The sequence below is a fragment of the Candidatus Competibacter phosphatis genome, assembly GCF_012939995.1.
Lineage (GTDB): Bacteria > Pseudomonadota > Gammaproteobacteria > Competibacterales > Competibacteraceae > Competibacter > Competibacter phosphatis.
In genome coordinates, this window is record NZ_SPMZ01000049.1 from 1 (window position 1) to 25,922 (window position 25,922).

Consider the following 25,922-nt stretch of genomic DNA (forward strand, 5'->3'; position numbering starts at 1 on the left):
CCTGAAATGGTATTGATTAGAGCACACTTTAACGGTTAATTAAAGACATATATTTAAGAAGATTCTGAAATACGAGAAATATCAAAGAATAGCAAGGAAACAGTATATGAACTCAAGGTCCCAAGTGTAAGAAAAAGAGGAGACCATTACATTCAAGAAATTTGGAAATCAAAAGGAGGAAATAATAAATGAATCGTTTAACACAATATTATTAACTCTGCCGCCTGAGCACTTTGGGGCAAGTTGTTGCAGATCTTTTTGGCTTAAATTCAGTTATTCCTTTATGGCTTGTAACCCTAGAGTGGGAGCACGATATGGGATCAGTAATAGGCGATCCCGACATAATACTTTGCGATGAATCTCAAAAACATATATTTTTAATTGAACTAAAGATACAAGCCAAGAAAACCAATGGAAAATTTTCGCTACAGCAATATACTAAATACTCGAATCTAATTCAGCTATTAGAATTAAATGGCAAGCTTGCCAAAGCTGCCTTGTTGGCACCAAGCGATGAAATCAATAAGTCAATCACAAATAACGAGGTAAATTGGTTTGATTATAAAGACAACACATTAATTCCATCCAAAGAAAGGATCAATGGAAGGCCTTCATTTGTAACAAATAAAATGGTTGTAGACTATCCCAGCTACATTGATTATCAAAAGAGAGAAATTAAAACACATAATCTTGATATACAACCCAACAAATATTTTACCTTTAAATATATTAGCTTTACTGAGTTTCGGAATGGATTAATGAAAGTTGCGCCACACCTCGAAAAACCGTTTGCCTTCATTGAATCATATTCAACGTTTTAACTAACAAAGAACATTAAAAAAACCGAGCCATTCACCATTTGATAGCGATTGAAATACCATGTCATCATCGAACCAGTTGAAAATGGAATCTTCATCGCAGATGTTCCATTGATCCCTGGCTACGTCCCGCAAAGCGGCACAAGGGCTAAAGCTCTTATAAATATTCGCGAGGCTATCGAAACCTATCCGGAAAGTCTTGCCGCACATGAAGAACCAGCTCTTCCAAGCATCTCCGAAGACATTATCGAAGTTACCGTGTGACGGCCCTTTCTCAAATCTCAGACATGCAAGGCGTAGCCGTATTGCGGCAGATTAAACAGAGAAAGACGAACAAAAGGGAAATCACATCATCCTGCGCCAACAAGACAGGATGTACCTGATCACTCACACAATCCGTATAGAAAAGCCATAGCATCACCCTGGAGCCGCGCCATGCGCTTTTTTAACACCGCCGGGCCGGTTGACGCGGTTCGGCATTACACTCTCCCGCCCTTGTCCCGCATCGATCTGGACGATGTGCTGCAACTGATCGAGCAGCAGAAATACTTCGTCCTGCACGCTCCTCGCCAAACCGGCAAAACCTCGGTGCTGCTGGCGCTGATGGCACTGCTCAATCGCGGAGAACGCTATCGCTGCCTGTACGCCAACATCGAAGGCGCGCAGGCGTATCGCGGCAACGTGGACGCCGCGCTGCGCACCGTGGTCATGCAACTGGCGACCGCCGCCGAAGTGTATCTGGGTGACCGGCGAGTCAAGGACTGGGCATTGGAAGCCGTGCGCGAACAAAGCGGCGGCGGCATGTTGGCCGCGATCCTGACCCGCTGGTCCCTGGAAAGCGATTTACCCATCGTGCTGTTGTTGGACGAAGTAGACGCGCTGGTGGGCGATGCCCTGATCTCGCTGCTGCGGCAAATCCGCGCCGGTTACACCCAACGCCCGCGTGCATTCCCGCAAACCATCGTCCTATGCGGCGTGCGCGACATGCGCGACTACCGCATCCACGGCTCCGACCAGGAAATCATCACCGGCGACTCCGCCTTCAACATCAAAGCCGAATCGCTGCGCCTGGGTAACTTCAGCCGCGAGGAAGTCAACGCGCTCTACCAACAACACACGGCGGAAACCGGACAGGCATTCGCCGACGGCGTCCTGCACCGGGTCTGGGACTTGACGCGCGGCCAGCCCTGGCTGGTCAATGCTCTGGCCTACGAAACCTGTTTCAAGCTGAAAGCAGGCCGAGACCGCGCTCAAGCGATCACGGTCGAGATGATCGAACAGGCCAAGGAAAACCTGATCCAGCGTCGGGAAACCCATCTCGACCAACTGGCGGATAAGCTGCGGGAACCGCGAGTCCATCGAGTCATCAGTCGCCTGATCGGCGGCGATATACCGAACGATACCCTCCCGACCGACGACCTGCTCTACGTTCAGGACTTGGGTTTGGTGACGCTGACACCGCAAATAGCCATTGCCAACGCGCTTTATCAGGAAATCATCCCCCGCGAATTGACTTGGTCGACCCAAGTCACGATCGCGCAAAACTCCATCTGGTACATCCGCCCCGACGGTGGCCTGGATCTGCCCAAACTGCTTGCGGCTTTCCAGCAGTTTTTCCGCGAGCACGCTGACAGTTGGCTGGAACGGTTCGACTACAAGGAAGCCGGACCGCAATTGCTGTTGCAAGCCTTCCTGCAACGGATCGTCAACGGTGGTGGGCGAATCGACCGGGAATATGGCTTGGGACGGAAGCGGACGGACTTGTTGGTGCAATGGCCATTGGACACAACCCAAGGCTTTCTCGGCCCGGTACAGCGCGTGGTGATCGAGTTAAAATTGCTACACAAGTCGCTCGACGCCACCCTGCGGGAAGGACTGGCGCAAACCGCCGACTATCTGGATCGCACCAGCGCAAGCGAAGGCCATCTGCTGATCTTCGACCGCCGTCCCGGTATCGCGTGGGAACAAAAAATCTTCCAGCGCGAGGAAGTCCACGGTCCTTACCGAATTCAGGTGTGGGGCATGTAGGAATCGCCATTCCTCACCCCTACCGTGCTCTGCTCCACTGCTCTTCCAGCCGCTTGACCACCCGGCATATGGGGCTTGTTACGCACCATACCGTGGGGCCACAATAAGCGCCATGAAAGCGACGCCGGTCTACTCATTCAAGCAGGCATTTGGCGTTGGCCGTATCGAGGGTGTGATCTGGCAAGTCCCCGAACCCGTGCCACCGAGCGAGCACCGCTACAAATACCGCCTGGTGTATGTAGTGGCCGGTGAACGGGTGGTGGGCTACGACAACGAGCGCGGCAAGGGCGATCACAAACACCTTCGCAATGCCGAAATCGCATACCGTTTCGTCGATGTACCCACCCTGTTGGCCGATTTCATGAAAGACATACGGGAGCTGCAACCATGACCCTCAACATCCTGCATATCGAAATCCAGCCGGCACAAGTCGCGCTCAACCGGTTCGGCGCCGCGCTCGAAAATGCGCTGACTAGTCAGTCCATTGAGCCTTATCACGGGATCGGTTTCGAAACAATGGCGCAACTCGGCGAAGTCTTCACGCCCAAGCGTTGGGAACTGGTCGAAGCACTCAAGACAACGGGTCCACTCACGATTTATGCGCTGGCTAAGCACCTCGGGCGGCATTACCGCAACGTCCATAAGGATGTGACGGTATTGATGGAATGGACGGTGATCGACAAGGACGAAGATGGGCGAGTATTCGTGCCCTGGGACGAGATCGACGTGCGCTGGCCACTGAAACGACGCGCGGCGTAACCGCGCAAACACCACACGGTACAGCCAGGAATCCACGAAATAGCGTCCAAGTGTGAAGGATACGGAGGAAAAACCTTTACCCCTGCCGCACCCTACCCCACTGCTCTTCCAGCCGCTTGACCGACACCGGCGCGACCGTCTTCAACTCCTGGGCGAACTGCGATACCCGCAACTCCTCCAGCAGCCAACGGAAGCGAATCAGTTCCGCATCGTGCCGCTCCCGTTCCGCATCCCGCTCCAACTGCCGCTTGCAACCCTCCCATAAGCGCACGATGTCGTCGCGCCGCTGACGATCCTTGTCCGGTGCTTGTCGCAGCTTTTGCAGGCGCAACGCAATGGCGCGCAGATAGCGCGGCAGATGCGGCAACCACTCCGGCGGGGTCTGGCCGAGAAAACCGGGATAGATCAAATGCGCCAGTTGATCGCGGATATCGGCCATCGCCTCGGCCCAAACCGGCTCGTCGCTCAGCGTCCGCCGGACCTCGTGATAGGTGGCCAGAATCGCGGCAGCCATTTCGCCCATCTCCCCTCTCACCGCACTCAGCCGGGTCTTGCCGCGCGCCAGCAATGCCTCGAACGCCGCCCGGTCGCGTGGCAACGGCTCATCACTCAGAAAAGCCCGGTCGAGGATGGCGTTCAATAGATCCTCGCGCAAGGTCTCTTGCGTGCCCAAGCCAACGAAATGCAAGGTCATGCGTTGAAACTGCGGTAGATCGCGCGCCAAGGTCTTGCACACAGGCCCCAGCCGCCAACCGATCAATCGCCGCAAACCGCCCCGCGTCGCCATCTCGGCCCGCGCCAGCGAATCCAACAACCGCAACGCCAGTGTACCGTCCGGCTCCGCGACCAGCGCCGGATAACCGCGCAATCGAATGCCATTGCGGACGAAGTTCACCTCTTCCGGCAACTCGCCGAAATCCCAGTCACGCAGCCGCTCCCGCTCGAATTCCGGGGTGGGCAGCGCCGCGAACCCGGCGCGTGCCTCGCCGCGCAATTGCCGCTGAATCGCCTCCCAATCACGCCCGACCGCCAGTTCCAACCCCACGGCGTCCACCACGCGAAACCGCATCCGCAGATGGCCGGGAACGGCCCCGGGATTCCAAGCCTCCTCGGGCACCCGCACACCGGTCATGCGATGCAATTGCTCGGTCATGGCCTCGACCAGCGACCGCGTGCCCGGCTCGATCGCCTCCAGCAGCGCCCGCGCGTAGTTGGGCACCGGCACGAAATTGCGCCGCAACGCCTTGGGCAGTGACTTCAGCAGCGCCGCCATCCGTTCGGCCCGCAGACCCGGCACCAGCCAATCCAGCCGTTTGGGGTCCACCTGATTGACCGCCGCCAACGGCACGGTCAAGGTCACGCCGTCGTCGTCCGTGCCGGGCGCAAAACGATAAGTCAACGGCAGCTTCAACCCATCGAGATCGAGATGATCGGGAAAGCGCTCGCCGTCCGCCACCGGCCCTGCTTCCGCCAACAAAACCGCCCGGTCGAGAAACAGCAGCCGAGGCTGGTCTCGCTCGGTCCGCTTGCGCCAGGTCTCGAACGACGGACCGCTGTAAATGCCTTCGGGAACGCGCTCGTCGTAGAAGCGGTACAGCGCTTCCTCGTCGGCCGTCAGATCGCGACGGGCGCGGATTTCCAATTCCTCCAATTCCGCCAGCAGTTGCCGATTGTGTTGGAAGAAGGCCGCCTTGCAGTGAAACTCGCCCTCGACCAGGGCATGGCGGATGAAAATCTCGCGCGCCAGCACCGGATCGAGCGGCCCGTAATTGACCCGACGGCCAACGACCACGGGCAGGCCGTACAGCGTGACTCGCTCGGTGGCGCTCACCTGGGCGGAACGCTTCTCCCAATGCGGCTCGGCGTAGCTGTGTTTCAGCAACGGCCCAGCCAAACGTTCCACCCATTCCGGCTCGATACGCGCCACGGTACGGGCAAACAGCCGGCTGGTTTCCACTACCTCCGCCGCCATCACCCAGCGCGGCCGCTTCTTGAACAAGCCGGAGCCGGGGAACAGGTAAAAATTCCGGCCGCGCGCACCGAGATAAGCATGCTCCTCCTGCTTCAAGCCCAAATGACCGAGCAGACCCGTCAATAAGGCGCGATGCAAGCCGTCATAAGGTGCCGGCTCGTCGTTGAGCCGCATCCCCATTTCGGTGACCCGCCCCAGCAATTCCTGGTGCAGGTCGTGCCATTCCCGCATCCGCACAAAGGACAGAAATTCGGCCTGACAGAGATTGCGCAACTGGTTCCTGGAAAGCTGGCGAGCCTGCTCGTGGTAGTACTCCCATAACTTGAGCAGGGACAGAAAATCGGATTGCTCGTCTCGGAAGCGGCGATGTTTTTCGTCCGCCGCTTGCTGCTTCTCCAGCGGCCGCTCGCGCGGGTCCTGAATCGCCAGCGCCGCGACGATCACCAGCACTTCGCGCAGACAACTCTCGCCTTGCGCCGCCAGCAGCATCCGTCCCAGACGAGGATCGATCGGCAGTTTCGCCAGTTGCCGGCCCAGTTCGGCGATATGGCGTTGCTCGTCCACCGCCCCCAATTCGAACAGCAGCCGAAAACCGTCGCTGATCTGGCGCGAGTCCGGCGGCTCCACGAACGGAAACTCTTCCGGTCGCCCCAGATTCAGCGCACTCATCTGCAAAATGACCGCCGCCAAATGGGTGCGTAGGATTTCCGGATCGGTGAAGGGCGGACGGGCCTGAAAATCCTCTTCCGCGTACAGCCGGACGCAGATACCCGCCATCACCCGCCCGCAGCGACCGGCACGTTGATTGGCGCTGGCCTGGGAAATTTTTTCCACCGGCAGCCGCTGAATCCGACTGCGCGGGCTGTAACGGCTGATACGCGCCGTGCCGGGATCGATCACGTAACGGATGCCGGGCACGGTCAACGAAGTTTCGGCGACGTTGGTGGCCAGCACGATGCGCGGGCGGCCGTGCGGCTGGAATACCCGATTCTGTTCGGCGGCGGACAGCCGGGCATACAAGGGCAGAATCTCGGTGTTCGGCGGATGGTGCTTGCGTAGGCTCTCGGCGGTCTCGCGAATTTCCCGTTCGCCGGACAGGAACACCAGGATATCGCCCGGCCCCTGTTGCCAGACCTCGTCCACCGCATCCAGGATCGCCTGTTGCAAATCGCGGTCGCGCTCGTCCTCGTCGGTCGCCGGCAAGGGCCGATAACGCAGCTCCACCGGATAAGTGCGCCCGGAGACTTCGATGATCGGCGCGTCGCCGAAATGGCGGGAAAACCGTTCGGGGTCGATGGTCGCCGAAGTGATGATGAGTTTGAGATCGGGTCGGCGCGGCAATAATCGCTTGAGATAGCCCAGCAGGAAATCGATGTTCAGACTGCGCTCGTGAGCCTCGTCGATGATGATGACTTCATACTGATCGAGCCGCCGGTCACTCTGCGTTTCCGCCAACAGAATGCCGTCGGTCATCAATTTGATCAGCGCGTCCGGTCCGGTCCGGTCGGAAAAGCGCACCTTGTAGCCGACCTGGCCGCCCACCGAAGTACCCAATTCGGCGGCGATCCGCCCCGCCACCGAACGGGCGGCGATCCGGCGCGGCTGGGTGTGCCCGATCAGCCCCGCCGCGCCCAATCCGAGCGAAAGACAGATCTTCGGCAACTGGGTGGTCTTGCCCGAACCGGTCTCGCCGCAAACCACCACCACCTGGTGCGCGCCCACGGCGGCGGCGATCCGTTCGCGCTGGGCGTTGATCGGCAGTGCGTCGTCGAAATCCGGCGTCGGCAACGCGGCGCGGCGCTCGCGCAGGCGGGCGACGGCGACCTCCAGATCGGTAAGCCACTGCTCCAAACCGCGCTCCACCGGCTTGCCCTCGCGCACCCGGCGACGCAGCTCCCGCAGGCGACGATCCAACCGAGCACGGTCACGGGTCGGGCACTCGGCCAAGCGGGAGCGCAGCGCGGCGAGCTCATTTTCCACATTGATTTCCAAGGTTTTATTGGACATGGTTCAGCCTCGCCGGATATTGAAAACGGCGGACGTTTCCACGCTGACTTTGTGCGAACGCATATAAAATCCGCTTGCGGAATACATGGCTTTAACGTAATTTCCCGCGCGAGCGAGGGTTGCGAAAGTCCCGATGCTCGGAGTTGGACCCCTTGAATCCGGCCTCTCCAACCGCTGAGGATTCGGTACCCCAAGCGGTCCGGCAAAGAAGAAATATCTGGCTTTGAGGTTTTGTATTCAATGAGTACCGGTACTGTGAAATGGTTTGACGAAGCCAAGGGTTTCGGCTTCATTGCCCCCGAGGATGGTAGCAGCGACGTGTTCGTTCACTACTCGGTCATCGAGGGCAAGGGATTCCGAACGCTGGCGGAAAACCAGAAAGTCGAGTTCGAAGTTAAAGCCGGACCCAAAGGTCCGCAAGCCACGATGGTCAAGAAATTCGCGGCGGAAAAATAACGTTCACCACCACTCTCCTCTCCAGACGAAGCCCCGCCTCGCGCGGGGCTTCGCCGTTTGATGGGCTTCGCTATAATGCCCACCCGCCCGCACTGAACCGACGACAGATAGCATCGTGATCGCACAACTTCGCAACATCGCCATTATCGCCCACGTGGACCACGGCAAGACCACGCTGGTGGACAAACTATTGCAACAGTCCGGCACGCTCGGCGACCGCGCCGCGCCACCGGAACGGGTGATGGACTCCAACGCGCTCGAACGGGAGCGCGGCATCACCATCCTGGCCAAGAACACCGCCCTGCATTGGCGCGACTACCATATCAACATCGTCGACACGCCCGGCCACGCCGATTTTGGCGGCGAAGTCGAGCGGGTGCTGTCGATGGTCGATTCGGTGCTGCTGCTGGTGGACGCGGTGGACGGACCGATGCCGCAGACTCGCTTCGTGACCCAAAAAGCCTTCGCCATGGGCTTCAAGCCCATCGTGGTGATCAATAAAGTCGATCGACCCGGCGCCCGCCCACACTGGGTGCTGGACCGCACCTTCGATCTGTTCGATCGCTTGGGCGCGACCGACGAGCAACTGGATTTCCCGGTGATCTACGCCTCGGCGCTGCAAGGCTACGCCGGGCTCGAAGAAACCGTGCGCGACGGCAACATGGACCCGCTGTTCGAAACCATCATCGCCCACGTTCCGCCACCGGCGGTGGACCCGACGGGGCCGTTCCAGTTGCAGGTCAGCTCGCTGGATTACAACAGCTACGTCGGCGTGATCGGCATCGGCCGCATCCGTCGCGGCAAGGTCAAGACCAACACGCCGGTGGTCATCCTCGACCGGCACGGCAACCGCCGCAACGGCCGGGTGCTGCAAATCCTCGGCTTTCAGGGCCTGGAGCGCATCGAATTCCCCGAGGCGTCCGCCGGCGACATCATCGCCTTCACCGGCATCGACGGGCTGGGCATTTCCGACGTGATCTGCGATCCCGGCACGGTCGAACCGCTGCCGCCGTTGAAGGTCGACGAACCGACCATGAGCATGACCTTCCAGGTCAACACCTCGCCCTTCGCCGGGCGCGAAGGCAAGTACGTCACCAGCCGCCAAGTGCGCGAGCGACTCCAGCGGGAGCTGATTCACAACGTCGCCCTGCGCATCGAGGATACCGACGACCCGGACAAATTCAAGGTATCCGGGCGCGGCGAGCTGCATCTGTCGATCCTGATCGAGAACATGCGCCGCGAGGGCTACGAACTGGCCGTCTCCCGCCCGGAGGTGATCCTGCATGAAATCGATGGGGAAATCTGCGAGCCCTACGAACAGTTGACGGTGGATGTCGAGGAGCAACACCAAGGCACCATCATGGAAAAGCTCGGCGAGCGGCGCGGCGAGCTGCTCGACATGCAACCCGACGGCAAGGGCCGGGTGCGGCTGGATTACCTGATTCCGGCGCGCGGCCTGATCGGCTTTCAGACCGAGTTCCTGACCGCCACTTCCGGCACCGGCCTGCTCTACCACGTATTCGACCGCTATGGCCCGCAGAAAAAAAGGCGCCATCGGCGCGCGTGTCAGCGGCGTGTTGATCGCCAACGCCACCGGCAAGGCGCTGGCCTACGCTCTGTTCAATCTCCAGGAGCGTGGGCGGATGATGGTCGGCCACGGCGACGAAGTCTACGAAGGCATGATCGTCGGCATCCATTCTCGCGACAACGATCTGGTGGTCAACCCGCTCAAGGCCAAGCAACTGACCAACATCCGCGCCGCCGGCTCGGACGAGAATATCCTGCTCACGCCGGCGGTGCGCATGAGCCTGGAGCAAGCGCTGGAATTCATCGACGATGACGAACTGGTCGAGGTGACCCCGAAATCCATCCGCGTGCGCAAGAAGCTGCTACTGGAACACGAACGCAAGCGAGCATCGCGCAAAGAGGCCGGCTGAGTTCATTTTTTTTTCCCAATCCAGGGCCGTTTCTTCCCCAATCGCAAAAATCTTTCCTATAGTGGTTTGGGTCGTTTGCGGCACCGCCATCCCTTGATGGGAGACGTGTGCTCCACGGCCCGATTCTTTACAACCAAGAGAGATTAACGGTATGGCAGAACAAAAACTTGGTAATCCAGCGGTCGTCGGCCTGGCGGGCTTCGGCTTGACCACCCTGGTCTTACAGTTTCACAACGTCGGCTGGATGCCCAGCATCGGCCCGGTGGTCTGGCTGGGGTTGATGTTTGGCGGAACGGCGCAACTGATTGCTGGTCTTCAGGAAATGAAGACCGGTAACAATTTTGGTTACTGCGCCTTTACCTCCTATGGCGCGTTCTGGATTGCCCTATGCCTGATGTTGCTCGGCAACAAATTCGATCTGTTCAAGGCCAGCACCACCGATGTAGGCTGGTTCCTGGTGGCTTGGACGCTGTTCACCGCGATCCTGTGGGTCGGTTCGCTGCGCATCCATGGCGCCATGGCCTTCACCTTCACCACCCTGCTGATCGGCTTTATCCTGCTTGATCTGGCCCACTTCGGCTATCCGAGCCTGACGGTGGTGGCCGGCTACGAACTGATGGTCTGCGCGCTGGCCGCCTGGTACATGATGGCGCGGGTCATCCTGAACGAGATTTACGGCAAGGAACTCCTGCCGGCGGGCAAACCCTGGATCGCTTGAATCCAGCCCCTTTGTCCGAAGCCCCCAAATTTCCGGAGGATTTTAAGATGCGAAAAACAATATTCGGTTTTGCCAGCCTAGCGGTGATGCTGGGCGCCGCGCCAGCGTGGGTTGGCGCCATGGGTCCTGACGCCGCCACTCCCGATGAAGTGGTCTCCAAGGTGCACGAAGCGGCGAAATACCTGCACGACAAGGGTCAGGCCGGTTTCCCGGACTTCAACAACAATGCGAACTGGGTGTGGAAAGATAGCTACGTGTTCGTGTTCAGTTGCCGGGACAACAAGATGATTGCCCACCCGCTGCGTCCCGATCTGGTCGGCAAACCCATCCTGCAAATGGAGGATGACAAGGGCAACCTGCTGTTCAAAAAAGCTCTGCGAAGCCGGTAACAACGCCGGTGGCGGTTGGGTCGAATACTGGTGGCCGAAACCGGGCGAAGCCAAGGCTTCTCGCAAGATCTCCTATACCCAGAGCACCGAAGTGTCCTTCCAACCGGATGTCCGGGTCGGCGCGGGGATCTATGACGAGACCATGAGCGTCGAGGAACTGAACAAGCTGGCGCAACAAGCCATCAAACCGAAAAAAGACGCGCCCTAAATCAAGTTCTTGATTTAGGCCATAGTCCAACCGCCCCCGGCACCCAAGGCCGGTGGGCGGTTTCCTATGATGGAACTACTGCTGGTTCCAGGGCGGCACTACGTTGGCATCGTTGCGGTAATGCAGCGTCTCGTACAATCGGCCCTTGGGCGGCTTGTCGGTAATTTGCTCGCGCCCCTGATCGTCGTGCCAGCGATAGAGCGGCCCGGTGTATTCCGGCAGGCCGGGCAGCCAATCGCGCGCCCAAGACGGCACCTCTTGTGGCGTCACGTACCAGTAGAGCACCACACCACCCAGCACTCCCAGCACGATCAGTAACCACATCGGCACGGCGCCGCGCTGACGCCGCCGCAATCGAGCCGACGCCGGTAAGCCATCACCAGCGATTGCGTCCCGCGCTACAGGATTACGCCCCATAAACCCTCCTCATGGCCAATCGCCCCGCAAGGCCAACACTCGCTCGCGTAGCAACGCCGAAGTCGCCTGTTCGGGCGGCACCGGTTCACCCACCACCAATTCGATTCGCGACCAGAACCGTCGGGGAAAATGGTGCATCGCCTTACCGTAACGACGGCTGAAAAAGCTGCCCCACAGCCCGCGCAGCGCCATCGGCACCACCGGCGCCGGCGTGCGTTGGACGATCCGCTCGATGCCGCTCTTGAACGGACCGATCTCGCCATCCTCCGTCAATCGTCCTTCCGGGAAGATCCCCACCACTTCGCCCGCCTCCAGATAGCGCGCGACCCGGTCGTAGGCTTGCTCCAGAATTTCCGGGGCTTCCCGCGCGGGAGCGATCGGTACGGCGCCGGCGGTGCGGAACACGAAACTGAGTAGCGGAATCTTGAAGATTTGATGGTCCATCACGAATCGAATCGGTCGTCGACAACTACCGATCACCACCAAGGCATCCATGTAACTGATGTGGTTGCACACCACCACCGCCGGCCCTTTATCGGGAATCCGCTCCAAACCCTGAGCGCGCAATCGATACACGATATTCACCAGAATCCACACGACGAAGCGCATCAGGAATTCCGGTACCAGGGTAAAGATGTAGAGCGCCACCGCCGCGTTGAAGAGCGCCGTCAGCAGTAGAAACTGCGGGATGCTCAGCCCCGCCACATCGAGAAAGAAGATGGCCAGCACCGCCGACAACACCATGAACAGAGCATTGATGATGTTGTTGCCGGCGATGACGCGGGAACGAAAACTCGGTTCGCTGCGCTGTTGCACCAGCGCGTACAGCGGCACGATGTAGAACCCGCCGAACATCCCCATCAGCAGGATATCGATCAGCACTCGCCAGTTGGATACGCTGCGCAAGAACTCCATGGCGCCGATCAATGGCGTGCCCGCCGCCACCGGCGTCACCGCGAAGAACAGATCGACGCCGAACAGGGTCAGGCCGATCGAACCGAACGGCACCAGACCGAGTTCCACCCGTCGTCCCGACAACCGCTCGCACAGCAGCGAACCGACGCCGATGCCCAGGGCGAAGGTGGTCAGCAGCAGCGTCACCACATGCTCGTCGCCACCCAGACTCAACCGAGAGTAATTGGGCAGTTGCGCCAGATAGGTCGCGCCCAGGAACCAGAACCAGGAAATCCCCAGCACCGACAGGAACACGGTACGACTTCGGCGGGTGATATCGATGTTGCGCCAAGTCTCGGTAATCGGGTTCCAGTTGATGCGCAGGTCGGGCGCATCCGGCGTGGCCTTAGGAATGAACAGGCTGGACAGAAAGCCCAGCACGGCCAGCAGAACCACCGCGCCGGCCACCAACCAGGGACCGCGATCGGGGATGGCGATCAGCACCCCACCGAGCAAGGTACCGATCAGGATGGCGAGGAAGGTGCCCATTTCCACCCAACCGTTGCCGCCGACCAGTTCGTCCGGCCGTAGATGCTGGGGCAAGATGCTGTATTTCACCGGGCCGAACAGGGTCGATTGCCAGCCCATCAGAAACAGCAATCCGATCAGCACCGACATTTCGCCCAGGATGAAACCGACCGCCGCGCCCAGCATGATGACGATCTCCAGCAGCTTGATCCAACGCATCAGGTGCGATTTCTCGTACTTGTCCGCTAGTTGGCCGGCGGTGGCCGAGAACAGGAAGAACGGCAACACGAACAAGCCGGCGCTGAGATTGACCAGGGTGTTTGCTCGGGCGGGATCGGTCGCCTGGAAGGCGATCAGGATGATCAGGGCGTTCTTGAACACATTGTCGTTGAACGCGCCCAAAAACTGGGTGATGAAGAACGGCAGGAACCGCCGCTCCTTCAGCAGGGTGAACTCATTCCCGTGGGCCATGCCGTGAGGTTCTCCAAGATCGGTTGGTCGAATCAGTTTTCGGCGATACGGATGCACATCGAACCCGGCAAGGTCTCGACCGATGTGGGTCCCAGCCGTTGCGCGGTATGGTCAGGCGGAGACGATCCATCCGGCAAGCCCCCGCGCTTGGTTTTTCATCTGCCATCGACAACCACCAGTCGGCCCAGGGCCATGAGCCACTTCGGATCGGTTGATGGTTGCCAATAGGGTTTATTCCAGAATCATTCGGGCGTTGATCGCTTGTAGTGGACGATTATTGGCGTGGTGCAGCGCACGGTGGGGTGGTTAGCGAGCCATTGAAGCGATAGTAATCATGTCGATTCCGACAAGCGGCAATGATTTTCTATACTCATTTTCATTACATTGGATTATTGATCGGGAAATATAACACATCATATCGCCATGATATAATAAGTTATTTTTGTACTTGTGCTGGCAACATATCCTCAAAAACAGGAACATTTTCATCCATGAAATCCCATGCTGGTTTTCTTTTATTATAGACAATGGCATTTGGTTTGAACCATGAACTATCGTCCAGTGTACCTGCCGTAACGCTGATGATGTTCGTATTCGCACTGCTTGTACCAAAAAGACGGCTACCACAGTTTGGACAAAAATAACGCGTAATGATCGTACCGGTGTCTGCTGTTGAGTCATAGCGACTTGTTTCACCTTCGATGTGAACAGCATCTTTGACGAAAAAAGCATTCGATGAATGCCCGGTCCCGCTCAATCTCCGACAATGATCGCAGTGACATTGCCCCATGCGAATCGGAGCCGATGAAATCGTATATTTCACGTTTCCACATAAGCATTGCCCTGTTGCAAAGTATTGTTCTGACATTTCGTATTTCTCCTAGCCGACAGACTAAAATGAATTTTCGCCAATAACCTTGTCGTCCCCTGCTAAACCAGCGGCAAACCGAGTTCTTGCAGATACTGGTTGTGCGTCTCGGCGGCCTCGGCAATCCGCTTTTCTATATCGGCCAGTCGCAAATGGACAGCGGCCAGGTCGATCTCCTCCTCCGATTCGGCGGTGCTGACGTATCTGGAGATGTTCAAGTTGTAGTCGTTTTTTTTCGATCTCCTCCAGCGCGACCCGGCGGGCATAGCGCTCTTCTTCCTTGCGGTATTGGTAGGTGTCGACGATTTTGTCAATGTGCTCGGGCAGGAGCTGGTTTTGCCGCTTGCCCTTTTCGTAGTGCTCGGCGGCGTTGATGAAGAGCACGTCATCGGGCTTTTTGCACTTTTTCAACACCAGGACGCAGACCGGAATGGCGGCGGAGAAGAACAGATTGGCCGGCAAGCCGATCACGGTATCGATATGGCCGTCCTTGAGCAGCTTGGTGCGGATGCGGCTCTCCACGCCACCGCGAAACAGCACGCCATGGGGCAGGATGATGGCCATGGTGCCCTCGTCGCCGAGGAAGTGGAAACCGTGCAACAAGAAGGCGAAGTCGGCGGCGGATTTGGGCGCGAGGCCGTGGCCCTTGAAGCGGAAATCCTCGCCCAGCGCTTCGGTGGGCTCCCAACGATAACTGAAGGGTGGATTGGCGACCACGGCATCGCACTTGAGCTTCTTGGCTGGGTTCATCTCGCTGAGCCGATCCCAGTCGTTGGTCAGGGAGTCGCCGTGGTAGATCTCGAACTCGCTGTCCTTGATCCCGTGCAGCAGCATGTTCATGCGCGCCAGGTTGTAGGTGGTGATGTTCTTCTCCTGCCCGTAGATCATGCCGATGCCGTGCGGCCCCATCTGATGGCGCACATTGAGCAACAACGACCCGGAACCACAGGCGAAGTCCAGCACGCAGTTCAGCTTCTTCTTTTTGCCGGTGGCGGGCTCCTGGCTGTCGAGGGTGACGATGCGCGAGAGGATGGTGGAGATGGTTTGCGGCGTGTAGAACTCCCCGGCCTTCTTACCGGAGCCGGCTGCGAACTGGCCGATCAGGTACTCGTAGGCATCGCCGAGGATGTCGGTGTTGGTGGAAAACCGGGCGATCCCTTCGGCGATCTTGGTAAGGATGGTGCAGAGCTTCTTGTTGCGGTCGGCGGGCGTCCGGCCCAGCTTTTCCGAGTTGAGGTTGATCTCGGAGAACAGCCCCTGGAAGTTGGCGGCGAAGGATTCATTTTCGATGTGCTTGAAGCCCCGCTCCAGGGTTTGCAGCAGTTCCTTGTCCTGGGTGCGGGCGCGCTCGTAGATGCTGCTCCAGAGATAGTCCGGGTGGATTACATAGTGCATCTTGCGACGCATCTGCTTTTCGAATTCGGCTACGTCGGCGGCGTTGTCCTTGTACCAGACCGCCAGCGGCGCGCGCCGGTCGTCCTTGGCCAGTAGCGGGTAGTCCGGCCCCAGTTCCTTCTTGGCCGCCACCTCGTAGTTGTCGGAGAGGTAGCGCAGGAACAGGAACGACAGCATGTAGTCGCGGAAGTCGTCGGCGTTCATCGCGCCGCGCAGGTCGTCGGCGATGGCCCAGAGGGTTTTGCCCAGTTGGTTGAGCTGGTCCTGGGTCATGGGTGATGTTGCGCCCTGAGTGCCATGGCCTGCCGGCTGATGGCTTCGATGGACTCCTCTTCGCGCTCTGTAACCCACTGTTGCCGCCAGTGGGTATAGTCAAATGGCTCGCGTTGGATGAGGGCGATGAAGCGTTCCATTTCAATATCACCAAGATATTGCGCCAGCACTTGCACGCCTCTCTGGAGTATTTTGGTATCGGTCATTATGTCATGCCTCCGGGCCGGGAAAGAGCTGCTGCATCAGCCCTTTTTTTGTGGGCCTTGAGGGCGTCGAGTTTGTCCGCTTGGGCGGTGATTAGCGCGTCGAGGGAGGAGAGGCAATCGGCGATTTTTTTGCTGTTCATCACTCTTCGGAACTCGAACAAAAATATCGCCAATCTGTTGAGAGGATAAATTAGGCGGATCATTACCAGCAATATTTTTCTCAATATCACCTATAAGCTGTGAAGTCTGTAATAAGTAATAAATGAAATCTTTGTTTTCGTCAGTTACCAATTTGCCTACCCGTTGATTTAGTAAGGCTCCATCATAAACAGAATCCACTTTGGCTATTTTAAGTTGCTTACCTAAAATTGGCCGAGTTAAAGCGATAACATAGTCGTCCAGCCTTACCAAGAATCGCTCATGCTCATTCTTGTGGTTGGCAGGCAAATATGAAGGTGTACTTGAATCCATGTATTGAATACCAACATCGGCTATTTTTGAGCCATCGAATACCTATTTTTCGTCGCGTCCTTACTTGAAAATGCAAACCCTTGAAATATTGAAAACACTTTCTTCAAAGGCTTATTTTCCCATCTCCCCGCCCCCCGAAACTCGGGAAAGCGCAAGCGGGGGACGATTTCGCCCTCGCGGGGAAAGAGCTGCTGCATCAGCCCTTTTTTGTGGGTCTTAAGGGCGTCGAGTTTGTCTGACTGGGCGGCTATCAGCGCGTCGAGGGACGAGAGGCAATCGGCGATTTTTTTGTTGTTCTTTTTCATCCTCAGGAATTCGAACAATCAGTTTGTCCAGATTTTCCACAGAGAGGCCAGGTTGTGCTTGTCCTGTAGCATACTGGTTTAAGTTCATTTTCAACAAATTATAAAATAGCCAGACGGTGTTCACTTCCTGATTGGCAGTAACAACCACCGCGTGTTCTGTTGCATGAAACTTTCCGTTGGCTAAATTGATATTGCCACATTGCGCTCCTTGACGACCAATCAAAGGGTATCGGCCTGAGTGCGTAAAGGTTTGCGTATAACCACGCAACCCATTACCTCCATAACAGGGATATATGTCAGCGGATGCCGTCTCTTGTATATCACTTGCACGCACAAATTTACCCGCCTGAAGATGACAGCACATGGACAGCGGCTGTTCCTCCCACTCCCCCGCCTCCCGAAATTCAGGGAAACGTAGCCTGGGCACCAACGGCTTCTCCTCATCGTTCATGCTGTCACTCATACGCCGCCAACCCCGAAATCTCGCGTCCGCCGGCCTGTTTCTTCAAGAACGGCACCAGCTCCTCCATTAGCGCCAGCTCGGCTTTGCCCCGCGCCTTCCAGCCCAGTTCCAGTGGCTTGAACAGGTCACTCAACTGCTCGCCGTCGAAGATCATGCGGTCGAGGATGCCGTCCACGAAGCCTTGCAGGGCGTCATGCGCCAGTTTGTGCCTGTCGGCCAGGGCGCTGAGCTCGTCCTGGCTTTTTTTGTGCCTTGAAAACCTGGTAGCTGCCTCTGATGTCCTCGATGCCACCATGTCCTTTGCCCGCTTCCAGGGTGTTGATGTAGGCGATGATCTCCTCGCGCTCGTCCATCAAATTGCTGTTGGCACTGAGGAGATTGATGATCTGCTCGCGGCTCATGGTCTCTTTGCCGGGTTTTTCCTGACTGAAGCGGGCGATGAGGCCCATGATGTAGTCGTAGTCGATCAGCGCCGAGGAAAACAGCACGAACTCGAATTCGAGCTGCTCGATGGCCTGCTGGTCGGCGCTGGCCTCCTCCCCGCTCTTGCCTTGCTGCGCCTTGAGGCGTTGGGCGGTGACCAGGTACATGCCCTTGAAGCCGCGTAGGGTGTCTTCCGGCAGGCGCTGCTCAATCTGCCGTTGTTGTTCGTCGCTCAGGTCGGTGTACTGATCGAGCTGGGTCTTGAGGCGCTGCACCTCCTTGAAGCGGTTGATGAACCCGGCGCGGGCGGCGTCGCCCTTGAGGTTGTTGACCGCGTCCGGCGTGCAGGGCTGCCCTTGGGCCTGCATGAAGGTTTCCAGTTGCTGGACAGCGGCATCGAGCTTGGCGATGACCTTAGGAGCCGGGTCCGCAAGCCAGATTTCGCGGGAGCGGTTGGCCTCCTCGCCGGAGAAGAGGGCGATGGCTTCATCCACCGCCTTTTTCTGAGCGCGAAAGTCGAGGATGTTGCCCCACGGCTTGGTGTCGTTGAGCACGCGGTTGGTGCGCGAGAAGGCTTGAATCAGGCCGTGATGCTTGAGGTTCTTGTCCACGTACAGGGTGTTGAGGTACTGGGAGTCGAAGCCGGTGAGCAGCATGTCCACCACGATGGTGAGGTCGATCTTGTTTTTGCGCGGGTAGTCGCTGTTGGGGTACTTCTGATCCTTGATGCGCTGCTGCACGTCCTGATAGTAGCCGTCGAACTCGCTTAAGCTGTGGTTGGTACTGTATTGCGCGTTGTAGTCGGCGATTATTTCCTTCAGGGCGGCTTTCTTCTTTTCCGGCTCCTGCTGGTTGTCGGCCTGCTCCTGGGGCAGATCTTCCTGTAGCTGCCTCACATCCTTGTTGCCCTCCGCCGGCGGCGAGAAAACGCAGGCGATATTGAGCAGGATGAAGTCCGGGTCTTCGGCCTTGCGCTCGGCCTGTACTTGCTTGAAGAGGTTGTAGTAGGCAATGGCATCGTTGATGGAGGCGGTGGCCAGTAGGGCATTGAAGCGGCGCTGGTTGGTAGCGGCATCGTGCTTGGTCAGGATCGCGTCCACCACAGCCTGTTGGGTCAGGGTCTGGCTGGGTTTAGCGCTGGCCTTGTTGGCCTTGCCGTTGGTGGGTTGGTCGCCTTCGCCTTGGTGGTTGGCTTCGGGCTTGAAATAGTCGATATGAAAACGCAGCACGTTGTGGTCATCGATGGCGTGAGTGATGGTGTAGGCGTGCAACTGCTTTTCGAAGATGTCCTGGGTGGTGCGGTAAGAGCCCACGGTGCCGTCGATTTGCTGATAGCTGGCGTTCTCCTCGAAGATGGGCGTACCGGTAAAGCCGAACAGTTGCGCCTTGGGGAAGAAGTCCTTGATGGCTGCGTGGTTCTCGCCAAACTGGGAGCGGTGGCATTCGTCGAAGATGATGACGATACGCCGGTCGCGTAGCGGGGCCAGCCGCTCCTTGTAGGTGCGCTTGCCTTTCTCCCTGTGCTGCTGGGCCTTTTTACTGGTTTCATCCAGCGCCAGGCCGAGCTTCTGGATGGTGGTGACAATCACCTTGTCGGCATAGTCCTCCGAGAGCAGGCGGCGCACCAAGGTTTCGGTGTTGGTGTTCTCCTCAACGCAACCTTCCTGAAACTTGTTGAATTCTAGCCGGGTCTGGCGGTCGAGGTCCTTGCGGTCCACCACGAACAAGCATTTTTCGATGTCCGGGTTGTCCTTGAGCAGGGTGGAGGCCTTGAAGGAGGTCAGCGTCTTGCCGCTGCCGGTGGTGTGCCAGATATAGCCATTACCGCGATTCTGGTGGATGCAATCGACAATGGCCTTGACCGCATAAATCTGATAGGGGCGCATGATCAGCAGCTTTTGTTCGCTGGCGACCAGCACCATGTAACGGCTGATCATCTGGCCTAGAGAACACTTCGCCAGAAACTGCTTGGCGAAATCGTCCAGGGGGGAAATTTTGCGGTTGTCTTCCTCGGCCCATTGGTAGATGGGTAGGAAGCGCTCTTCGGCGTTGAAGGCGAAGTGCTGGCCGTGGTTGTTGGCGAAGTACCGGGTGTGGTTGCGGTTGCTGACGATGAAGAGCTGCATGAAGCAGAGCAGCGTGTTGGTGTAGCCGTTGCCGGGGTCGTTCTTGTATTCGACGATCTGCTCCATGGCCCGGCGCGGGCTGATGTCCAGCGCCTTCAGCTCGATCTGCACCAGAGGCAAGCCGTTGATGAGCAAGATCACATCATAGCGATGATGGCTGTTGTCGGTGTTGATGCGGAGCTGGTTGATGACCTCGAACTCGTTCTTGCACCAGTCCTTGAGGTTGACCAGCATGTAGTGCAGCGGGGCACCATCCTCGCGCTGAAAATAGCCGTGCTCGCGCAGGATCTTGGCAGCCTGGAAGACATCGGCATTGATGATTTCATCGCGCAACCGGGCAAACTCGGCATCGGTCAAGCGGACGCGGTTGAGCGCTTCGAACTTGGCCCGGAAGTTCTGCTCCAGGGCGGTTTTGTCACGGATGTCGGGGCGGTAGGTGTATTTGAGCTCTTCGAGCCTGTTGATCAGATTCTGCTCAATCTGGCTTTCTTTCAGGGACATCCATGGATCTCTTCTGCTGACGTTTCGCGCTGTTTACCAGGGCACGGCGACTGCGTTGGTTTGGGTTCATCACGGTCCTCATCTGTCACGAGATTGGCTGGAACGGCTCGTGTCAAGTACATTCCAGCACCAAAAGCATATACTGTAAGTAGGCATTTTTCCTGGAATCTCCGTCATGCGCCCCATCACCCACGACCTGCTCACCCGCGAAGTCACTGCCTGGCACCAGCAGGGACTCATCGACCGGCCACTGCTGGAAACCCTGCTGCCGCGCTACGAATCCTCGGGCCGCTTCCTGGCCGCGTTATTGAAATGGCTGGGGTTGTTCGCCATTTTCCAACTAGGGTTGGCGGTGCTCGCCTTCATCGCCATGGCCTCGGAATCGGCTCTGGTGGCAGCGATGCTGCTGACGGCGGTCGGCACCGGGCTCTGGTACTTCGGAGTGCGATTCGCCACCGATCCCCGCCAAGCCCACCCCTTCACCGGCTCGGTGCTGCTCACCGCCAGTCTGGCGGCGGCGTTCGGCGTCTTCATGCTGCTCCAGATCGCCTTGCTGGGTGACGATAGCGCGGGCCGAAACGTTCCACTCATCGTGCTGCTGACCGGCGTGCTCGCCACCCTGACCGCTTATCGCTATCACCTGCGCTGGCCGCTGTTGCTGGGGTTATTGTTATTCTTCCACGGCTTGGGCGCCTGGCATGCCTATGGCGGCCATGGTGCCTATTTCGCCCACATCCAGGATGAACGCTTGATGGCGGTCGCCGCCCTGGTCGCGATTGGACTGGGTCTCTGGCACGAACGACGATTGGAACTCGGTCCCCTGCGGCGCTGTATCGGCTTTGGTGGGCTGTATCTGATCTTCGGACTGCTGTACCTGAACCTATCCCTGTGGTTCCTTACCCTGCCGCGCGGACCGCTGGCTTGGGTGCTGACCTTCACCGCCGCCAGCATCGCCCAAATCATCGTCGGCGCCCGCCTGCACGATGCCCGCTTCACCGGCTTCGGCATCGTGTTTTTGGCCATCGACTTGTACACCCGTTACTACGAACGCTTCTGGGACTCGCTCTCGCTCGGCCTGTTTTTCCTACTTGGTGGCACACTGGCGATGGCCTTCGGCTTTGCCTGCGAGCGCTGGAGCCAAATCACTCCCCTGGAGCCGCGCTCATGAACCCGCAATCCCGAAACCGCCGGGTTCGCCGGGAACTGGACGAACTGTTGCGCGAAGGGCTGCTGGACGTGGCGCAACACGCCCAACTGAGCGCACGCTACCCGCTCGAAGGCTGGGACTGGCGTTCGCTGGGACGCTGGTTTTTGCTCTTTGGCGCGATCAGCGTCATGGCGGGGCTAGTCATTCTTGGCCGGACCTTGTTCGACTTCACCCTGGAAAAGCTGGCGGTCTTGCTGGGCGTGGCCACCGTCGCCAGCTTCGGCGGCGCGCAATGGCTCAAGCGCACTCGCCCCGGCCTGGTGCTAACCGCATCCAGCCTGGAGCTGCTGGGCGGTTTGCTGCTGCTCGGTCTGACCTTCACCTTGGGCGCGATCTTTTCCACCGGTTCCGGCAACTGGCCCGCCTTGTTGCTGATCGATCTACTGGTATTACTTGCCCTCAGTTACGCGCTCAACAACCCGCTGCTGCTGATACTCAGCGCCGTGGTGTTCTTCGGTTGGTTCGGCGGATTTACCGGCTACGCCTCCGGCTGGGGTGCCTACTGGTTCGGGATGAGCTATCCGCTGCGCTTCCTGGCGGCGGCGCTGGCGATCATCGCCGTCGCCGTCATTCACCAGCAGAGCGAACGGGGACCGCTGGCCCGCTATCGAGGATTTTTCAAGATCTGGTTGTCCGGTGGGCTGTTCTTCGCCGAAATGGCACTGTGGCTGCTGTCGCTGTTCGGCAATTTCGATCTGGAAAGCCATCGCTGGCATTTGGGCGGCCCCGCCGAACTGGCGCTGTTCAACCTGCTGTGGGCGGGCCTGAATGTAGCGTTGGTCTGGCTGGGCGCGCGGCTGGCAATGCGGATGCTGACCGGCTACGGCGCGACCTTCCTGATCATCCAAATCTACACGCTGTTCTTCGCCCACCTCGCCGAAGATTTGGGATGGCTGCTTAGCCTGCTGATCACCGGCGGCGGCGCGCTGGCGCTGACGTTCTGGCTGGAACAACGGCGGCGCGAGATCACCGGTTCCAAGAACCCGTCACCCATGGACGATCCTGACTTCTAAGCATCGCCACCCGCGAAAAATGCCCGCACCCGCTCCAGCTTCCGCGTTCTTGGCATCGGCGGCAGGCTGTCCAGAAACACGCGCCCGTAGGACTTGGTCAGCAGGCGCGGGTCGCAGAGCACCAGCACGCCGCGATCGCTCACATCGCGAATCAGCCGGCCTACTCCCTGCTTTAGGGTAATCACCGCATGGGGAAGCTGATAATACCGAAACGGGTCCTCGCCGCGCTGGCGCAGGGACTCGATGCGCGCTTGCACCACCGGATCGCCGGGCGCGGCGAACGGCAAGCGGTCGATGATCACGCAGGACAATGCCTCGCCGCGCACGTCCACCCCTTCCCAAAAGCTGGCGGTGCCCAGCAGCACCGCGTTGCCCGCAGCCCGAAACTGACGCAGCAACACTCCCTTCGGTGCCTCGCCCTGCACCAACAGTGGATAGTCCAAGCGGTCCACCAACCATGCCGCCGCCTCGCGCAAGGCCCGAAAACTGGTGAATAGCAGAAACGCCCGCCCTCGGCTGGCCGTCAGCACCGGCAACACCGCCTCCAGCAGCGCCGCCGTGTAGCGCGGCGAGGTGGGATCGGGCAAGTCCGGCGGGTGATAAAGCAAAGCGTTGTGAGCGAAATCGAAGGGACTGTCCAGGCGCAGCCCCGCATAATCCCGCAACCCCAGCCGCGCCGCGAAGTGCTCGAACGACTGCCCCACCGCCAGCGTCGCCGAGGTGAAAACCCAAGCGCCCGGTTGTGCCGTCAACCGCTCCTGAAACTTCGGCGCGATGTCGAGCGGGGTCAAACTCAGCGTAAAGCCACGCCCTCGGGTCTCGAACCAGCGCACGTTATCGAGGTTGCTTTCTTCACCAGTCAGCGCCGCCAGCCGCAGCGCCAGATCCTCGCCGCGCCGCTGGCAATTCTCCAGACCCTTGCCACGCGGCGCACCTTCCTTCAACGCCTCGCGCAGACGATCCAGCGCTTCGTGCAATTGCGCGATCGCCTCCACCACCGCCGGTAGTCCGGCAACCTCCCGCCACAGCGCGCGGCGATCCGCTGTTCCCAGTGCCTGCCGCAATGTCAGGATCGCCGGCTCCAGCGCCTCGGCCCGCCGCCGCAAATCGGCGAAATCCGCCGCGTCCCGGGCCTGTTCCACCACGGTATCCCGACCCAACTCGCTCAACTGCCGACCACTCAAGGACCGGCCGAGGAAGTGGGTAGCGATGTCGGGCAACTGATGCGCCTCGTCGAGGATAAACGCTTCCGCCCCCGGCAGCAGTTCGGCGAATCCGGTTTCCTTGATCGCCATGTCGGCGCAAAACAGGTGATGGTTGATCACCAGCACGTCCGCCGCCAGTGCCTCGCGTCGCGCCTTGGCCAGAAAGCAGTCGGCCAGTTGCGGACAGTCCTGCCCCAGGCAATTATCCACGGTGGAAGTCACACGCGGCCAGATCAGGGATGTTTCCGGCACATCGGGGATTTCGGCGATGTCACCGCGACGGGTACGCCCCGCCCAGACACGGATGCGGCGCAGTTCGGCCACCTGCTCGCGCGAGCTCAGACGTCCGTCCTGCTCGGTCGCTTGCAGGCGATACCGGCAAAGATAGTTGCCGCGCCCCTTCAGCAAGGCCGTCCGCACCGGCGCGTTCAACGCCTGTCGGACCACCGGCAGGTCTTGATGATAAAGCTGGTCTTGCAGGTGACGGGTGCCAGTGGAAATGATGACCCGCGCTCCGGACAATAGCGCGGGGATCAGATAGGCATAGGTTTTGCCGGTGCCGGTGCCGGCCTCGACCACCAGCGTGTCGCCCTCCTCCAGCGCAGCGGCAACCGCCTCGGCCATCTGCTGCTGCGGCAGGCGCGGCGCAAACCCCGACACCTGCCGGGCCAGCAGGCCATGTGGACCCAGCAGTTCGGCCACATCCACGGCATCCTCTCCGTGCGAGCGGCTTCAGCGCAACTGTGCCGCCTGCGCTTCGGCTTCCTCGGCGCCGGCGGTGTTACCGGACGCCTTGCGGGCGACAGCCATCAATTTCCAGTTGCGGGCTTGCAGCGCCCGGTTGCCGCTCGCCAGGTTGTTGGATTTGCTCGCCAGTGATTCGGCCTGCTGGTATTGCCCCTGATGCAGGCGAATCTGGGCCAGATCGTGCCAGATCCCGGCGTTGCGCGGCTCGATGCGCAAGGCCCGTTCCAGCGCGGCGCCGGCCTTATCCAACTGGTTGCTTCGAACGTACTTGTCGGCGCTGTCCAGCAGCGCGACCACTGCTTGATTGCCCTCTCGGGTAATTTCGGCCGGGGGTAGATCGGCCGGCGGTACTGGGCGGGCGGGCGCGGGCTGGGTCGGAGCAGCCGGCGGCGCCACCATGGCGACCGTCGATTCCGCAGCGGGTGGTGTCGTCGGTACCGGTGCCGGTGTCGGCCGCGCCGGGGTCGTCGTCGGCGTCCGCGGCACGACCGGCTGCGGTTCAGGCAACAAACCCGATGACGGTGTCGTCTCGTAAAGGTCGTCCGCACCCTGCCGCGAAGACGAATAGGCCGGTTCCGGCAGCGGGGCCGCTCCTCTGCTGTAGTCGTCGGTTCGCGGCGCGGGGTAGGCCGGGTAGGTCGGGGGAGATGCGGCCGCGCCCGGCGGATAGGCCGGTTGCCGATAGGAGCCGCCGCCCGATTCCGGTGCATAAGGTTGAGCCGGAACGCTGCCGTAATAGGCGTTCTGGTTGGCTGGCGCCACGCCCTGCGGCGCGGCATAAGGATCATCCGCCTCCGGATAACTGGAGGAGTATTCTCGCGGCAACAGCGGATCCTGTTCGAGCGTCCGTCCCGCGGTCGCCGGCGGCACCGGCTGTGGCTGGGCATAGGTCTGCGGCGGGCGCGTGCTACGATTCACCACTGGTGCTCTGTATGGTTGTTGTGAGTACGGCGGTGACGCACAACCGGCAGCCCCCAGCGCCAGCACCAGTACCCCAAGATGAGATTGCAGCCATTTGTTCATCGATTCTCTCCGCGGGTCCGGCGATCCCGATCGGCATCCCCGCACTTCAATTGAATCCATCGTTGCCCTAACTTTAACCGTTCATCATGCTCGC

Annotated in this window: 18 protein-coding genes and 6 pseudogenes; 12 read left to right on the forward strand and 12 right to left on the reverse strand. The window is 59.2% G+C overall.

The window, feature by feature from the left end; genetic code table 11:
• The first annotated feature begins 233 nt into the window (after positions 1-233).
• From E4P82_RS15180 to E4P82_RS15200, 5 genes are all read left to right on the forward strand, one after another.
• The gene (locus tag E4P82_RS15180) at positions 234-821 is read left to right on the forward strand and encodes a hypothetical protein (RefSeq protein WP_169249679.1); all 588 of its coding nucleotides are present in this window, start codon (positions 234-236) and stop codon (positions 819-821) included.
• A 48-nt stretch (positions 822-869) separates the two neighbouring features.
• Positions 870-1,082: a type II toxin-antitoxin system HicB family antitoxin gene (locus tag E4P82_RS15185; protein WP_169249680.1), complete on the forward strand. Its 213-nt coding sequence runs from the start codon at positions 870-872 to the stop codon at positions 1,080-1,082.
• Between the two features lie 171 nt (positions 1,083-1,253).
• The gene (locus E4P82_RS15190) at positions 1,254-2,846 is read left to right on the forward strand and encodes an AAA-like domain-containing protein (RefSeq protein ID WP_169249681.1); all 1,593 of its coding nucleotides are present in this window, start codon (positions 1,254-1,256) and stop codon (positions 2,844-2,846) included.
• Between the two features lie 112 nt (positions 2,847-2,958).
• On the forward strand, positions 2,959-3,237 hold the full coding sequence (locus E4P82_RS15195; RefSeq protein WP_169249682.1) for a toxin-antitoxin system TumE family protein: 279 nt from the start codon (positions 2,959-2,961) through the stop codon (positions 3,235-3,237).
• Positions 3,234-3,605 carry an HVO_A0114 family putative DNA-binding protein gene (locus E4P82_RS15200; RefSeq protein ID WP_246327615.1) on the forward strand — a complete coding sequence of 124 codons (372 nt, stop codon included), beginning with the start codon at positions 3,234-3,236 and terminating at the stop codon, positions 3,603-3,605. Before E4P82_RS15195 ends, E4P82_RS15200 begins: the two co-directional genes overlap by 4 nt.
• A gap of 76 nt (positions 3,606-3,681) precedes the next feature.
• Here E4P82_RS15200 and hrpA read toward each other — a convergent pair whose 3' ends face one another.
• The gene (gene hrpA / locus E4P82_RS15205; RefSeq protein ID WP_169249683.1) at positions 3,682-7,584 is read right to left on the reverse strand and encodes an ATP-dependent RNA helicase HrpA; all 3,903 of its coding nucleotides are present in this window, start codon (positions 7,582-7,584) and stop codon (positions 3,682-3,684) included.
• 240 nt (positions 7,585-7,824) lie between these two features.
• Here hrpA and E4P82_RS15210 point away from each other — a divergent pair, with 240 nt between their 5' ends.
• From E4P82_RS15210 to E4P82_RS23740, 5 genes and pseudogenes are all read left to right on the forward strand, one after another.
• On the forward strand, positions 7,825-8,040 hold the full coding sequence (locus E4P82_RS15210) for a cold-shock protein (RefSeq protein ID WP_169249684.1): 216 nt from the start codon (positions 7,825-7,827) through the stop codon (positions 8,038-8,040).
• Between the two features lie 115 nt (positions 8,041-8,155).
• Positions 8,156-9,977: pseudogene (gene typA / locus E4P82_RS15215) on the forward strand (translational GTPase TypA).
• A 139-nt stretch (positions 9,978-10,116) separates the two neighbouring features.
• Positions 10,117-10,695 (forward strand): annotated as a pseudogene (locus E4P82_RS15220) (acetate uptake transporter); the annotation flags it as partial.
• A 47-nt stretch (positions 10,696-10,742) separates the two neighbouring features.
• Positions 10,743-11,084 (forward strand): cache domain-containing protein, encoded by a 342-nt coding sequence (locus E4P82_RS22280; protein ID WP_246327616.1) that lies wholly within the window; start codon positions 10,743-10,745, stop codon positions 11,082-11,084.
• Positions 11,038-11,160, forward strand: a pseudogene (locus E4P82_RS23740) (cache domain-containing protein); the annotation flags it as partial. The gene E4P82_RS22280 and the pseudogene E4P82_RS23740, both read left to right, overlap by 47 nt.
• 207 nt (positions 11,161-11,367) lie before the next feature.
• Here E4P82_RS23740 and E4P82_RS15230 read toward each other — a convergent pair.
• From E4P82_RS15230 to E4P82_RS15275, 9 genes and pseudogenes are all read right to left on the reverse strand, one after another.
• On the reverse strand, positions 11,368-11,709 hold the full coding sequence (locus tag E4P82_RS15230; protein ID WP_169249686.1) for a hypothetical protein: 342 nt from the start codon (positions 11,707-11,709) through the stop codon (positions 11,368-11,370).
• Positions 11,710-11,718: 9 nt separating this feature from the next.
• Positions 11,719-13,602 carry an MFS transporter gene (locus tag E4P82_RS15235; protein ID WP_169249687.1) on the reverse strand — a complete coding sequence of 628 codons (1,884 nt, stop codon included), beginning with the start codon at positions 13,600-13,602 and terminating at the stop codon, positions 11,719-11,721.
• Positions 13,603-13,833: 231 nt separating this feature from the next.
• Positions 13,834-13,936: pseudogene (locus E4P82_RS15240) on the reverse strand (carbonic anhydrase); the annotation flags it as partial.
• Between the two features lie 102 nt (positions 13,937-14,038).
• Positions 14,039-14,470, reverse strand: a complete 432-nt coding sequence (locus E4P82_RS15245) for a GFA family protein (RefSeq protein WP_169249688.1) — start codon at positions 14,468-14,470, stop codon at positions 14,039-14,041.
• 62 nt (positions 14,471-14,532) lie between these two features.
• Positions 14,533-16,138, reverse strand: a pseudogene (locus E4P82_RS15250) (type I restriction-modification system subunit M).
• Positions 16,135-16,344, reverse strand: coding sequence for a hypothetical protein (locus tag E4P82_RS15255; RefSeq protein WP_211203170.1), 210 nt, complete (start codon positions 16,342-16,344; stop codon positions 16,135-16,137). The pseudogene E4P82_RS15250 and the gene E4P82_RS15255 overlap by 4 nt, the downstream one beginning before the upstream one ends.
• Before the next feature lie 36 nt (positions 16,345-16,380).
• Positions 16,381-16,815: a restriction endonuclease subunit S gene (locus tag E4P82_RS15260; RefSeq protein WP_169249689.1), complete on the reverse strand. Its 435-nt coding sequence runs from the start codon at positions 16,813-16,815 to the stop codon at positions 16,381-16,383.
• A 216-nt stretch (positions 16,816-17,031) separates the two neighbouring features.
• Positions 17,032-17,571 carry a restriction endonuclease subunit S gene (locus E4P82_RS15265; RefSeq protein WP_312915281.1) on the reverse strand — a complete coding sequence of 180 codons (540 nt, stop codon included), beginning with the start codon at positions 17,569-17,571 and terminating at the stop codon, positions 17,032-17,034.
• A 4-nt stretch (positions 17,572-17,575) separates the two neighbouring features.
• Positions 17,576-20,633 (reverse strand): annotated as a pseudogene (locus E4P82_RS15275) (type I restriction endonuclease subunit R).
• Between the two features lie 175 nt (positions 20,634-20,808).
• Between E4P82_RS15275 and E4P82_RS15280 the strand changes: the two are divergent.
• Together E4P82_RS15280 and E4P82_RS15285 are read left to right on the forward strand one after the other, a co-directional pair.
• Positions 20,809-21,801, forward strand: a complete 993-nt coding sequence (locus tag E4P82_RS15280) for a hypothetical protein (protein ID WP_169249690.1) — start codon at positions 20,809-20,811, stop codon at positions 21,799-21,801.
• Positions 21,798-22,853 (forward strand): DUF2157 domain-containing protein, encoded by a 1,056-nt coding sequence (locus E4P82_RS15285; RefSeq protein WP_169249691.1) that lies wholly within the window; start codon positions 21,798-21,800, stop codon positions 22,851-22,853. The genes E4P82_RS15280 and E4P82_RS15285 overlap by 4 nt, the downstream gene beginning before the upstream one ends.
• Here the strand turns inward: E4P82_RS15285 and E4P82_RS15290 are convergent.
• A complete protein-coding gene (locus E4P82_RS15290) occupies positions 22,850-24,766 on the reverse strand; it encodes a DNA repair helicase YoaA (protein ID WP_312915283.1) in 1,917 nt (638 codons plus the stop codon). The two genes, E4P82_RS15285 and E4P82_RS15290, sit on opposite strands and share 4 nt — an antisense overlap.
• A 24-nt stretch (positions 24,767-24,790) precedes the next feature.
• Positions 24,791-25,828 carry a tetratricopeptide repeat protein gene (locus E4P82_RS15295; protein ID WP_169249692.1) on the reverse strand — a complete coding sequence of 346 codons (1,038 nt, stop codon included), beginning with the start codon at positions 25,826-25,828 and terminating at the stop codon, positions 24,791-24,793.
• Between the last annotated feature and the right edge of the window lie 94 nt (positions 25,829-25,922).